Origin of the sequence: Streptomyces sp. NPDC005551 (assembly GCF_042871785.1) — a bacterium.
Classification (GTDB): Bacteria; Actinomycetota; Actinomycetes; order Streptomycetales; family Streptomycetaceae; genus Streptomyces.
The window spans coordinates 495665-509489 of sequence record NZ_JBIAJE010000002.1 but is presented as its reverse complement, the minus strand read 5'-3'; the positions used below and the strand labels follow the sequence as shown (position 1 = coordinate 509489).

At 70.6% G+C, this 13825-nt stretch carries 10 protein-coding genes; all 10 read left to right on the top strand.

Going from position 1 to position 13825, the window contains the following annotated elements:
• Positions 1 to 89: 89 nt before the first annotated feature.
• The 10 genes from ACFYP4_RS06420 (at position 90) to ACFYP4_RS06375 (ending at position 13746) form a co-directional block, all read left to right on the top strand.
• Positions 90 to 2720 (top strand): valine--tRNA ligase, encoded by a 2631-nt coding sequence (locus ACFYP4_RS06420; RefSeq protein WP_358855497.1) that lies wholly within the window; start codon positions 90 to 92, stop codon positions 2718 to 2720.
• Between the two features lie 181 nt (positions 2721 to 2901).
• Positions 2902 to 4422, top strand: coding sequence for a bifunctional folylpolyglutamate synthase/dihydrofolate synthase (locus ACFYP4_RS06415; protein ID WP_388783324.1), 1521 nt, complete (start codon positions 2902 to 2904; stop codon positions 4420 to 4422).
• Positions 4423 to 4424: 2 nt separating this feature from the next.
• Positions 4425 to 4784: a DUF4233 domain-containing protein gene (locus ACFYP4_RS06410; RefSeq protein WP_358855495.1), complete on the top strand. Its 360-nt coding sequence runs from the start codon at positions 4425 to 4427 to the stop codon at positions 4782 to 4784.
• Between the two features lie 116 nt (positions 4785 to 4900).
• Positions 4901 to 5314: a nucleoside-diphosphate kinase gene (gene ndk, locus ACFYP4_RS06405; protein WP_121403076.1), complete on the top strand. Its 414-nt coding sequence runs from the start codon at positions 4901 to 4903 to the stop codon at positions 5312 to 5314.
• 363 nt (positions 5315 to 5677) lie between these two features.
• Positions 5678 to 6697, top strand: coding sequence for a rod shape-determining protein (locus ACFYP4_RS06400; RefSeq protein WP_358855499.1), 1020 nt, complete (start codon positions 5678 to 5680; stop codon positions 6695 to 6697).
• Between the two features lie 157 nt (positions 6698 to 6854).
• Positions 6855 to 7796 (top strand): rod shape-determining protein MreC, encoded by a 942-nt coding sequence (mreC, locus tag ACFYP4_RS06395; RefSeq protein WP_388783319.1) that lies wholly within the window; start codon positions 6855 to 6857, stop codon positions 7794 to 7796.
• A gap of 12 nt (positions 7797 to 7808) precedes the next feature.
• A complete protein-coding gene (gene mreD / locus ACFYP4_RS06390; protein WP_358855493.1) occupies positions 7809 to 8477 on the top strand; it encodes a rod shape-determining protein MreD in 669 nt (222 codons plus the stop codon).
• Between the two features lie 128 nt (positions 8478 to 8605).
• A complete protein-coding gene (gene mrdA, locus ACFYP4_RS06385) occupies positions 8606 to 10858 on the top strand; it encodes a penicillin-binding protein 2 (RefSeq protein ID WP_358855492.1) in 2253 nt (750 codons plus the stop codon).
• Positions 10859 to 10889: 31 nt separating this feature from the next.
• The gene (rodA, locus tag ACFYP4_RS06380) at positions 10890 to 12089 is read left to right on the top strand and encodes a rod shape-determining protein RodA (protein WP_358855491.1); all 1200 of its coding nucleotides are present in this window, start codon (positions 10890 to 10892) and stop codon (positions 12087 to 12089) included.
• A 139-nt stretch (positions 12090 to 12228) separates the two neighbouring features.
• On the top strand, positions 12229 to 13746 hold the full coding sequence (locus tag ACFYP4_RS06375) for a CHAD domain-containing protein (RefSeq protein WP_388783314.1): 1518 nt from the start codon (positions 12229 to 12231) through the stop codon (positions 13744 to 13746).
• The last annotated feature ends 79 nt before the right edge of the window (positions 13747 to 13825 follow it).

Below are 13825 nucleotides of genomic sequence, written 5' to 3'. Positions count from 1 at the left end.
AAAGCCGTACGGCGCACGGCGTCGGGGGCCTCACCGTTACCAAAGAATCCCGTTTCGGGACGGGCCCGTGACACCTCTAAACTGACCCCGTGACCGACAACGCTCAGCAGCAGCCGCCAGCATCCACTCCCGAACTGCCGACCCAGTACGCGCCGGCCGAGGTAGAGGGGAAGCTGTACGAGCGCTGGGTGGAGCGGGGTTACTTCACCGCGGACGCCAAGAGCGAGAAGCCGCCGTACACCATCGTCATCCCGCCGCCGAACGTCACGGGCTCCCTGCACCTGGGCCACGCCTTCCAGCACACGCTCATGGACGCCCTGACGCGCCGTAAGCGCATGCAGGGGTACGAGGTGCTGTGGCTGCCCGGCATGGACCACGCCGGTATCGCCACCCAGAACAAGGTCGAGCAGCAGCTCGCCGAGGAGGGCAAGTCCCGCCACGACCTGGGGCGCGAGGAGTTCGTCGAGCGCGTCTGGCAGTGGAAGGAGGAGTACGGCGGCAAGATCCTCGGCCAGATGCGCCGGCTCGGGGACGGGGTCGACTGGTCCCGCGAGCGGTTCACGATGGACGAGGGCCTGTCCGAGGCCGTCCAGACGATCTTCAAGCGGCTGTTCGACGACGAGCTGATCTACCGAGCCGAGCGCATCATCAACTGGTGCCCGCGCTGTCTGACGGCGATCTCCGACATCGAGGTCGAGTACCAGGAGGACGACGGCGAGCTCGTCTCCATCCGGTACGGCGAGGGCGAGGAGACCCTTGTGGTCGCCACCACCCGCGCCGAGACGATGCTCGGCGACACCGCCGTCGCCGTCCACCCCGACGACGAGCGCTACCGGCACCTGATCGGCAAGCGGATCAAGCTGCCGCTGACCGACCGCGCCATCCCCGTCGTCGCGGACACGCACGTCGATCCCGAGTTCGGCACCGGTGCCGTCAAGGTCACCCCCGCCCACGACCCGAACGACTTCGCGATCGGCCGGCGCCACGGCCTGGAGTCGATCACGGTCATGGACGAGCGTGCGGTCATCACGGTCCACGGCCCCTTCCAGGGCCTCGACCGGTACGAGGCCCGCGCCGCCATCGTGGGCGCGCTGCGCTCGCAGGGCCGGATCGTCGCCGAGAAGCGCCCGTACGTCCACTCCGTGGGCCACTGCTCGCGCTGCCGTACGACGGTCGAGCCGCGGCTGTCCATGCAGTGGTGGGTCAAGGTCGCCCCGCTGGCCAAGGCCGCCGGTGACGCCGTCCGCGACGGCCGCGTCGAGATCCACCCCGCCGACATGTCGAAGCGCTACTTCGACTGGGTCGACAACATGCACGACTGGTGCATCTCGCGGCAGCTGTGGTGGGGCCACCGGATCCCCGTCTGGTACGGGCCCGCGGGCGAGGTCGTGTGCGTCGGACCCGACGAGGAGCCGCCGGGCACCGAGGCCGAGGGCTGGACCCAGGACACCGACGTCCTGGACACCTGGTTCTCCTCCGGCCTGTGGCCGTTCTCCACGCTCGGCTGGCCGGAGCGCACCCCGGACCTGGAGAAGTTCTACTCCACCGATGTCCTGCTCACGGGACACGACATCATCTTCTTCTGGGTCGCCCGGATGATGATGTTCGGCCTGTACGCGATGGACGGCGAGGTCCCCTTCAGGACCATCGCGCTCACCGGCCTGGTCCGCGACGAGCGCGGCAAGAAGATGTCGAAGTCCTTCGGCAACGTGGTGGACCCGCTCGACTGGATGGACGCGTACGGCTCCGACGCCGTCCGCTTCACCCTGGCCCGCGGCGCCAACCCCGGTACGGACGTGCCGATCGGCGAGGACTGGGTCCAGGCCTCCCGCAACTTCGCCAACAAGATCTGGAACGCCACGCGGTTCGCGCTGATGAACGGCGCGACGGTCGAGGGCCCGCTGCCCGACGCCTCGCAGATGTCCGCGACGGACCGGTGGATCCTGTCCCGGCTGAACAAGACGGTCGCCGAAGTCGACGCGTTCTACGAGGACTTCCAGTTCGCGAAGCTCTCCGACGCCCTCTACCACTACGCGTGGGACGAGGTGTTCGACTGGTACGTCGAGCTGTCCAAGACGACGTTCATGGCCGGCGGCGAGGCCGCGAAGGTCTCCGGACGGGTCCTCGGCGAGGTCCTGGACGTCACCCTGCGCCTGCTCCACCCGGTCGTCCCGTTCGTCACGGAGACCCTCTGGACCACCCTCACCGGTGGCGAGTCGGTCGTCGTCGCGGCCTGGCCGAAGGACAGCGGGTTCCGTGACGACGCCGCCGAGCGGGAGATCGGGACGCTCCAGCGGGTCATCACCGAGGTCCGCCGCTTCCGTGCCGACCAGGGGCTCCAGCCCGGGCAGCGCGTCCCGGCCCGGCTGACCCTCGACGGGACCGCCCTGGCCCCGCACGAGGCGGCCATCCGGCAGCTGCTGCGCCTCCAGCCGGAGGGTGACGCCTTCACCGCCACGGCCACCCTGCCGGTCGCGGGGGCGCAGGTCGCGCTCGACCTCTCCGGCACGATCGACGTCGCCGCGGAGCGCAAGCGGCTGGCCAAGGACCTCGCCGCGGCCGAGAAGGAGAAGGCCCAGGCGAACGCCAAGCTGGGCAACGAGGCCTTCCTCGCGAAGGCCCCGGACCAGGTCGTGGAGAAGATCCGTACGCGGCTCGCCAAGGCCGACGAGGACATCGCCCGTATTCAGGCCCAGCTGGACCGGCTCCCGCAGGCCTAGCCGCGTGCAGGCCCCCGGTGCCGAGGTGGCACCGGGGGCCTCGCAGTTCCCGCCCCCTTCGCCGCCACGGGGCTCCGCCCCGGACCTCGCTCCTCGGCGCCGCGGCGGCTGGATTCCCGCGCCCGCCGTCGAGGCGTGCGCCCCCGCGCCGGGTGCCGTCCGGGCTCCGTAGACTGGGCCCGTGAGTGAGCTCCCCCCGCACGACGACAGCAGCGAGTCCGACCCGCACGATCCCTTCGACGAGATCGTCGCGCACGAGACCGAGCGCGACCCGGACCTCGCGGTGATCGAGGCCGGCAGCCGCACCCTGCGCACCCGGGGCGGCCCGCCGCAGTCGGACGTCCCCGCGCGCCCCGCCGACCCGGAGACCGACAGGGCGCTGCGCGCGGTCGAGGCCGACCTCGCCACGCGCTGGGGCGAGACCAAGCTGGAGCCCTCGGTCGACCGCATCGCCGCGCTGATGGACGTCCTCGGTGAGCCGCAGCGCGCGTACCCCTCCATCCACATCACGGGGACGAACGGCAAGACGTCCACCGCCCGCATGATCGAGGCCCTGCTCGGCGCCTTCGAGCTGCGCACCGGCAGGTACACGAGCCCGCACGTGCAGTCGGTCACCGAGCGCATCAGCCTGGACGGCGCGCCGGTCTCCGCGGAGCGGTTCATCGAGACGTACGGCGACATCAAGCCGTACGTCGAGATGGTCGACGCCCAGCAGGAGTACCGCCTGTCCTTCTTCGAGGTGCTGACCGGCATGGCGTACGCGGCCTTCGCGGACGCGCCCGTCGACGTGGCCGTGGTGGAGGTGGGGATGGGCGGCAGCTGGGACGCCACCAACGTCATCGACGGTGATGTCGCCGTGATCACGCCCATCGACCTCGACCACACCGACCGGCTCGGCTCCACGCCCGGCGAGATCGCCCAGGAGAAGGGCGGCATCGTCAAGCAGGACGCGACCGTCATCCTGGCGCAGCAGCCCGTGGACGCGGCCCAGGTCCTGCTGAAGAAGGCCGTCGAGGTGAACGCGACGGTGGCCAGGGAGGGTCTGGAGTTCGGTGTCGTCGCGCGCCATGTCGCCGTCGGCGGCCAGCTGCTGACCCTGCGCGGACTCGGCGGGGAGTACGAGGAGGTCTTCCTCCCGCTGCACGGCGCGTACCAGGCGCACAACGCCGCGGTGGCGCTCGCAGCGGTCGAGGCGTTCTTCGGTGTCGGCGCCGCCCACTCCCAGGGCCTGGACATCGACACCGTCCGCAAGGCCTTCGCCTCGGTCACCTCGCCGGGCCGCCTGGAGATCGTCCGCCGCTCGCCGACCGTCGTCCTGGACGCCGCGCACAATCCCGCGGGCGCCCGCGCCACCGCCGCGGCCGTCAGTGAGGTCTTCGACTTCAGCCGGCTGATCGGTGTGGTGGGCGCCAGCGGCGACAAGAACGTACGAGGGCTGCTCGAGGCCTTCGAGCCGATCTTCGCCGAGGTCGTGGTCACCCAGAACTCCAGCCATCGCGCGATGGACGCGGACGAGCTGGCCGGCATCGCCGTCGAGGTCTTCGGCGAGGACCGCGTCCAGGTGGAGCCCCGTCTGGACGACGCGCTGGAGGTGGCGATCACCCTCGCGGAGGAGGAGGGCGAGTTCGCCGGCGGCGGCGTCCTCGTCACCGGTTCCGTCATCACCGTCGGCGAGGCCCGACTGCTCCTGGGGAGGGGCTGACCGTGCGTACGCTCTGTGCGTCGACTCTGATCGGCGAGTTCTTCGTGATCGGCTTCGCCGGCCTGGTGGCCATGAAGGACCCGGCCCTGGACGTCACCACGGTCTGGACGGTGTGCGGCATCGCCATGGTGCTGTGCGTGCTGTTCTGCGGTGTGATCACCCGGCCCGGCGGCGTCCAGCTCGGCTGGGTGCTGCAGATCGCCCTGATCGCCTCCGGTTTCGCCGTCCCGGCCATGTTCTTCATGGGCGCGGTCTTCGCGGCCCTGTGGTGGGCCTCGGTCCACTACGGGCGCCGGATCGACGAGGCGAAGGCGGCCCGCTTCGCGGCGCAGAGCGGGACGGGCACTCCGTCCGGCGCCTGAGCGGGAGGAGCCGTGCGCGGTCCGGGCAGGGGACCGCCTGACACTGAGTAACGACGGCTCGGCGGGGCCCTGTAGCCTCTGAGCCCGCACACCATGTGATCGAAGGAGCCACCACCGTGAGCCAGCGCACCCTCGTCCTGCTCAAGCCGGACGCCGTCCGTCGCGGCCTGACCGGCGAGATCATCAGCCGTATCGAGCGCAAGGCCGGCTGGCAGATCACCGCGCTGGAACTGCGGACCCTGGACCAGGACACGCTGGAGCAGCACTACGGTGAGCACAAGGGCAAGCCCTTCTACGAGCCGCTCGTGGCCTTCATGGCCTCCGGTCCCGTCGTGGCGCTCGTCGTCGAGGGTGAGCGTGTCATCGAGGGGGTGCGGGCGCTGGCCGGTCCGACCGACCCGATCGCCGCCGCGCCCGGGTCCATCCGCGGTGATTTCGGAGTGATCGTCCGGGAGAACCTGATCCACGCCTCCGACTCCGAGGAGTCCGCCGAGCGTGAGCTGAAGATCTTCTTCCCCGGTCGGGTCTGACGCTCGTTCCCCCTGGGGAGCCCGCTTCCGGAGCGGTGGCCGGCGGACCTGTCCGGCACCCGTGTGCAACAGTTTTTCTGACGTCATGTCAGCAGTGGGGCCCGTTCGACCAGGGACGGCCGGAGTATTTCGGCCGTCCTCCGGCATATGCCGTGCCGATCGGGGGAACGCATGCCCCCGATGGCCCGTCTCCACAAGCGGGGCGCCGCATCATCTGCTGACAATTGGCGAAGACCCTCGCGCAGTGTTCGTGCAGGCGCGTCTACGATGGAAGCCTTCACGTCACAGCACCCACCTCGCCGACCTAAAAAGCCATCAAAAGCTCCACTTGGGAAGGCCAGACGAATCCTGATGGGGAACTCAATGTCGTTCATCGGCCGTGACATGGCTGTCGACCTCGGGACCGCCAACACGCTGGTGTACGTCAGGGGTCGCGGGATCGTACTCAACGAACCGTCCGTCGTCGCGATCAACACCAACACCGGTGGCATCCTCGCGGTCGGCTCGGAAGCGAAGAAGATGATCGGCCGGACCCCGGGCAACATCGTCGCCGTGCGTCCGCTGAAGGACGGCGTCATCGCCGACTTCGAGATCACCGAGCGCATGCTCCGCTACTTCATCCTGAAGATCCACAAGCGGCGCTACCTCGCTCGTCCTCGCGTCGTCGTCTGTGTGCCCTCGGGTATCACGGGCGTCGAGCGCCGCGCCGTCATCGAGGCCTCGTCCCAGGCGGGTGCCCGCCAGGTGCACATCATCGAGGAGCCCATGGCCGCGGCCATCGGCGCCGGCCTGCCGGTCCACGAGGCCACGGGCAACATGGTGGTGGACATCGGCGGCGGCACCACGGAGGTCGCGGTCATCTCGCTCGGCGGCATCGTCACCGCCCAGTCCATCCGTGTCGCGGGCGACGAGCTGGACAACGCGATCATCCAGCACATCAAGAAGGAGTACAGCCTCCTTCTCGGTGAGCGGACGGCCGAACAGATCAAGATCACGATCGGTTCCGCGTACGACCTCGACAATGACGAACACACCGAGATCCGCGGCCGGGACCTGGTGTCCGGACTGCCGAAGACCGTCGTCATCTCCGCGGCCGAGGTCCGCAAGGCCATCGAGGAGCCGGTCAACGCGATCGTCGACGCCGTGAAGACGACCCTCGACAAGTGCCCGCCGGAGCTGTCCGGCGACGTCATGGACCGCGGAATCGTTCTGACCGGCGGCGGAGCCCTGCTGCGCGGTCTCGACGAGCGGCTGCGCCGGGAGACCGGCATGCCGATCCACATCGCCGAGGACCCGCTGGACAGCGTGGCGCTCGGATCCGGCAAATGCGTCGAGGAGTTCGAGGCGCTGCAGCAGGTCCTGGACGCCCAGCCGCGCCGATGACACGACACCGCGATTCCGCCGTACGAGATGATCTCCTCTCGTACGGCGGATCGTTGATATAGAGGCATAAGCTCCCCCATGCCGCCCCGCGTCGCTCGCCGGGGCGTCAGCCACGAATTCCCGACCGATTCCGACGAGGAAGGCACGGCCGCCGCACGTGAGGGACACGAAAGAGAGCCGGCTGCTCCTGGTACTGCTGATCGCCATCGCGTTCGCGTTGATCACGGTGGACATCCGCGGTGGGGAGGACTCACCGGTCGACGGTGCCCGGCATGCCGTGGCCACCGTCTTCGGCCCGATCGAGAACGGCGTGTCGTCCGCGGTCGACCCCGTCGGCAACGCGGTCGCCGCGGTCCGCGACTCGGGTGACCGGCACGACCGCATCGCCCAGCTGGAGCACGACAACGCGGCGCTGAAGGCGAAGCTCGGCAGCGACGACCGCAACCGCAGCCGGGTCAGGCAGCTCGACAGGATGCTCAAGACGGCGGGCGCCGGCCAGTACGGCATCAAGGGCGCCCAGGTCATCGCCATAGGAGCGGCCCAGGGCTTCTCCTGGACCGTCACCATCGACGTCGGCGCGAACGACGGCATCAGGCGCGACATGACCGTCCTCAACGGCGACGGCCTCGTCGGACGCGTCACCACCGTCGGCCCGAGCACCGCCACCGTACTGCTCGCCAACGACCCCGACTTCACCGTCGGCACCCGCATGGAGTCCACCGACGAACTCGGCTTCGCCGACGGGCAGGGCGACCGCCCGCTGCGCGTCCAACTCCTCAACGGCAAGGCCAAGGTGGCCAAGGGCGACCGGCTGGTGACCTTCGGCTCGCAGCGCGACAAGCCGTTCGTGCCCGGCGTCCCGGTCGGCGTGATCTCCCGCGTCGACCCCTCCGGCGGCGACCTGACGCGCACGGTCTACGTGCGGCCGTTCGTCTCGTTCACCAAGCTCGACATCGTCGGCGTCGTCGTGGAGGCCCCGCGCAAGGACCCGCGCGACGAGGTGCTGCCGCCGAAGCCCAAACCCACCCCCACGCCGACGGTGACCGTGACGGTCACCCCCTCGGCGAACGCGCCCGTCGACGGCCAACAGCAGCAGTAGGAGCCGAATCCCATGCGTTTCAACCGGATGCTGCTCTCCACCACCCTGGTGGTCGTCGCCCTGGTCATCCAGGTGAGCGTCCTCGCCCGACTGCACCTCCCGGGCGCCGTCCCCGACCTGGCACTCCTCACCGTGCTCGCCCTCGCCATGGTCTACGGCCATGTCGGCGGCGCCCTCGTCGGCTTCGGCGCGGGCCTGCTCGCCGACCTGGCCCCGCCCGCCGACCACGCGGCCGGGCGCTACGCCCTCGTGCTGTGCGTCATCGGCTACCTCGCCGGACTCGCGAAACCGGAGAACGGCCGGCTCAAGTCGGCGACCGGCCCGATGGCCGTCGTCGTCGCCGCCGCGATCGGCTCCACCCTGCTGTACGCGGGAGTCGGCGCCCTCGTCGGCGACACCGCCGCCCGCCATGTGGGCCTCGGCAGCCTGCTGTTCACCGCCGCCCTGTACGACCTGCTGCTCGCCCCGTTCGTGGTGCCCGGCCTGATGGCCCTGGCCCGGCGCGCCGAGAACGACCCGCTCGCCGACAGCAACGCCGCCAAGGCGGCCGACGTCTCCTCCGGGTGGCTGTCCTCCGGCACGGGCCTGCGCATCGGCAGCCAGCGCAGCGGCCTGCGGGTCAAGGCGGCCAGGGCGCGCGTCGCCCGCGCCGGACGCATCAAGGGGGTCAAGCGCCTGTGATCACCGGGCAGCGAGAGCGACGGACCACCGCACGGGCACGGCGACCGGTCGGCCGCGCCGTCCGCGCGCACCGGCCGGCCGCGCACGCGCACTACTCGTCCACACACTGAGAGGGGGAGGCAGCCGCAGTGACCAACATCCCCGAGACCGGCCGGACCCCACGGGTCCAGATCCGGCTCGTCGTCATCCAGATCCTCGTGCTCTCCCTCCTCGGGACCCTCGGCGCACGGCTCTGGTACCTCCAGATCCGCAACGGCGACGAGTACGCCAAGGAGGCCTCGGGCAACCACGTCCAGCAGGTCGTGCAGCCCGCCGTGCGCGGCTCGATCCTGGACGCGCGCGGAGTGCCCATCGCCGACAACGAGACCCGGCTGGTCGTCTCCGCCTCGCGCACCGACCTGATGAAGATGAAGGACGACGGCAAGGGCGTCCTCACCAAGCTCGCCGACGTGCTGGACATGAAGCCCAGGGACGTCGTCGAGAAGGTCCGGCTGTGCGACGCCAAGACGCCCCAGCCGTGCTGGAACGGCTCGCCGTACCAGCCGATCCCCATCACCGACGAGGCCACGCCCAAGCAGGCCCTGCAGATCCGGGAGCGCTCGGAGGACTTCCCCGGCATCACCGCCGAACCGGAGGCCGTCCGCCGCTACGCCGCGCCCGGCAAGGCCAACACCGCCCAGGTGCTCGGCTATCTCTCCCCGGTCACCGACGCGGAGATCACGAAGGCCAAGGACACCGACTCGCCGTACCTGCGCAGCGACCAGGTCGGCCGCTCCGGCCTGGAGCGCCAGTACGACAAGCAGCTGCGCGGCAAGGCGGGCGTCACCCGCTACGAGGTCGACAACCTCGGCCGGGTCATCGGCAAGGCCGAGAGCGACGCGGCCGAGCCCGGCTCGAACATCGTCACCAGCATCGACTCCCGCGTGCAGCGCATCGCCGAGTACGAGCTCAACGAGGCCATGAAGACCGCCCGCACCGAGTTCGACAAGAACACCGGCGAGAACTACAAGGCCGACGCCGGTGCGCTCGTCGTCATGGAGGCGAAGACCGGCCGGGTCGTCGCCATGGCGTCCAACCCGGCCTACGACCCGAACGCCTGGGTCGGCGGCATCTCCGGCAAGGACTACGCGCGGCTCACCGGCAAGAAGTCCAACTACCCGCTGCTCAACCGCGCCATCCAGGGGCAGGCCGCGCCCGGCTCCATCTTCAAGGTGATCCCGACCACCGCGGCCGTGAACGCCGGCTACCCCTTCGACGGCAACTACGAGTGCTCCAGCTCGTACAACCTCGGCGGCCAGGTCTTCAAGAACTTCGAGTCCAAGGGATACGGCTCGATCAGCCTCGGCCGCGCCCTCGAGGTCTCCTGCGACACCGTCTTCTACCGCCTCTCGCACCAGGAGTGGCAGAAGGACGGCGGCAACAAGCCGAAGAAGCACCCCGCCGACTGGTTCTACAAGACCGCCCACCAGTTCGGCCTCGGCAAGGAGACCGGCATCGACCTCCCCAACGAGGTCTCGGGCCGTGTCCCCGACCGCCAGTGGAAGCAGAGCTACTGGAAGTCCAACAAGGACGCCTGGTGCAAGACCGGCAAGAAGGACGGCGACTACGTCCAGAAGATCGCGTACGAGAACTGCCTCGAAGGCAACAAGATGCGCGCCGGTGACGCGGTCAACTACTCCATCGGCCAGGGCGACACCCTCGTCACCCCGATCCAGATGGCCACGATCTACGGAGCCATCGCCAACGGCGGCACCCTCTACGACCCGCGGGTCGGCAAAGCCGTCATCAGCGCCGACGGCAGGACCGTGCGGGAGATCAAGCCCACCTCGCACGGCAAGCTGCCCATGACGCGGAAGACGCGCGACGAGATAGACGGTGCCCTCGCGGGAGTCGCGACCCGCGGTACGGCCGCCTGGCGGTTCGGCGGCTGGCCGCAGGACGAGATCCCGATGCACGCCAAGACGGGTACCGCCGAGGTCTACGGCAAGCAGACGACCTCCTGGTTCGCCACGTACACCAAGGACTACACGGTCGTCATGACCATCTCCCAGGGCGGTACGGGCTCCGGCGCCTCCGGCCCCGCCGTGCGCAAGATCTACAACGCGCTGTACGGCGTCTCCGAGGACGGCGCGATCGACAAGAAGAGGGCGCTGCTTCCCACCCCGCAGAAGAGCCTGCCGAAGATCCAGCCGGACGGCTCGATCGACGCCCCGAAGATCTCCCAGGACCCCGTAAAGGACCAGCAGGCGAGCGAGAAGGACCAGCCCGCCGGCACGGACCCGGACCAGCCCGCGGGCACCACCGCCCCGCCCGACCCGACCAACCGCGACACCCGCAGGCGCTCCGCCCGCCCCCGGAAGCGGCGGAGGCCCCTCGCATGACCGGCGCGCGCACGAACCAGGAAAGGCTCCCATGACCGGCACGAACGGCTTCTCCGTGTCCGGCTACGGGCCCGAGCGCGCCGGCTGGACCCGCGTCTTCGCCCGCGACTCGCTCACCCGCCGGCTCGACTGGCCGATACTGCTCTCCGCCATCGCGCTCTCGCTGATCGGCACGGCCCTGGTCCACTCGGCGACCCGCAACCGCACCGACATCAACCAGGGCGACCCGTACTACTTTCTGATCCGCCACCTGATGAACACCGGCATCGGCTTCGCGCTGATGATCGGCACGATCTGGCTCGGCCACCGCACCCTGCGCACCGCCGTGCCGGTCCTCTACGGACTCTCGGTCTCCCTGATCCTGCTCGTGCTGACCCCGCTCGGCGCGACGGTCAACGGCGCCCACGCGTGGATCGTCCTCGGCGGCGGCTTCTCGCTCCAGCCCTCCGAGTTCGTGAAGATCACGATCATCCTCGGCATGGCGATGCTGCTGGCGGCCCGCGTCGACGCGGGCGACAAGCCCTACCCGGACCACCGCACCGTCCTGCAGTCCCTGGGCCTGGCCGCCGTACCGATACTGATCGTGCTCCTCATGCCCGACCTCGGCTCGGTCATGGTCATGGTCATCATCGTGCTGGGGGTGCTGCTCGCCTCCGGCGCCTCCAACCGCTGGGTCTTCGGCATCATCGGCGCGGGCGCCCTCGGCGCGCTCGCCGTCTGGCAGCTGCACATCCTCGACGAGTACCAGATCAACCGGTTCGCGGCCTTCGCCAACCCCGAACTCGACCCGGCCGGCGTCGGCTACAACACCAACCAGGCGCGCATCGCCATCGGCTCCGGCGGCCTCTTCGGCACCGGCCTCGGCAAGGGCTCGCAGACCACCGGCCAGTTCGTCCCCGAGCAGCAGACCGACTTCGTCTTCACGGTGGCGGGCGAGGAACTGGGCTTCGTCGGCGCCGGACTGATACTGCTGCTCCTCGGCGTCATCCTGTGGCGCGCCTGCCGCATCGCCCGCGAGACGACCGAGCTCTACGGCACCATCGTCGCCGCCGGCATCATCGCCTGGTTCGCCTTCCAGGCCTTCGAGAACGTCGGCATGACCCTCGGCATCATGCCGGTCGCCGGTCTGCCCCTGCCGTTCGTCTCGTACGGCGGATCCTCGATGTTCGCGGTCTGGGTCGCCGTAGGACTGCTCCAGTCCATCAGGGTGCAGCGGCCGATGTCCGCCTAGATCCCGTCCGGCCGGTCCGCGAGGACCGGCCGGACAGGGCCCGGGGACCCTCCGGCGTGGCCCGCCGGAGGGCACCAGGGGCCGGTCCGGGGCCGGGGGCGCACTGCCCCCGGCCCCGAATCGCGTCTAGATTCGACATATGGCGGACACGAAACGAGAGATCGAGCGGAAGTACGAGGGCCCGGCGGCCGGAGGCGGCGCGGGCCTGCCCGACCTGACGGACGTCCCCGGCGTCGGGAGCGTCATCGGCAAGGGCGTCGACGAACTCGACGCCACCTATTACGACACCGCCGACCAGCTCCTGGCAGCCGCGGCCATCACCCTGCGCCACCGCACCGGCGGCCACGACGAGGGCTGGCACCTGAAACTCCCCGTGGCGGACGGCGTACGCGACGAGATCCACGCGCCCCTCTCCGACACCGTGCCCGCCGCGCTCACCTCCCTCGTGCGCTCCCGCGTCCGGGACGCCGCACTTGTCCCCCTGGTACGCCTGCGGTCCTCCCGCGACGTCCGCCACCTGGTGGACGACTCCGGCGGCCTGCTCGCCGAGGTCAGCGTCGACCGGGTGCGCGCCGAGCGGCTCGGCGGCAAGGGCGCCGCCCAGTGGACCGAGATCGAGGTGGAGCTCGCCGACGGCGGCGACCCGGCCTTCCTGGACAAGGTCGAGAAGAAACTCCGCAAGGCCGGCCTGCACCGCTCCGCCTCCCCGTCCAAGCTGGCCCGGGCGCTGGCGGAGACCGGGGCGGTGGCCGCGCGGCCCGCCGGGGAGCCGCCCGCCGCGAAGCCCGTCACCGCGGGCGACCACGTCCTCGCCTACGCACGCGAACAGCGCGACGCACTCGTCGAGCTGGACCCGGCCGTCCGGCGCGATCTGCCCGACGCCGTGCACGGGATGCGGATCGCCACCCGCCGCCTGCGCAACACCCTGCGCTCCTTCGACAACGTCCTCGACCGCACCGTCACCGACCCGATCCGCACGGAGCTGAAGTGGCTGGCGGGGGAGCTGGCCGGCGACCGCGACCAGGAAGTGATCACCAAACGCCTGGCGGCGGCCCTGGACGACCTCCCGCGGACGCTGCGCTCCGGCCCGGTGCGCAAACGCCTGCGCACCTGGTCCCGGGAGCGCCACTCCGGCTCCCGGCAACGGCTCACCGAGGCCCTCGACAGCCGGCGCCACCTGTACCTGCTGGCCGCCCTCGACGCGCTGGTCTCCGACCCGCCGCTGCGCAAGGCGGCCGGCGGAAAGCCGGGGAAGGTCCTCGGCGCCGCGGTCCGCAAGGACCTCGACCGGCTGTCGCGCCTGGTCGCCCGGGCCACCGGCCTGCCGCCCGGCCGGGACCGCGACCTCGCGCTGCACGAGGCCCGCAAGAAGGCCAAGCGGACGCGGTACGCCGCCGAAGCCGCCGCTCCCGCCCTCGGCAAGCGCGCCGAGGCCACCACCAGGGCGATGAAGTCCCTGACCAAGCTGCTCGGCGACCACCAGGACAGCGTGATGTCCCGCGACGCCCTGCGCGACCTCGCGGAACAGGCACAGGCCGCCGGCGAGAGTTCCTTCACCTTCGGCGTGCTGTACGGCCGGGAGGAGCGGCGGGCGGCGGCCGACGAGGACGCGTTGCCGCGGGCGTGGCGCAGGGCCGTGCGCGGGGCCGCGTCCTGAGCGTGCGGGGGGACCGTCCGGCCGCGTTACGCTAGATGGTCACCCTCCCCCCAGCCTCCGGCCGGGGGTGCCCCCGCCA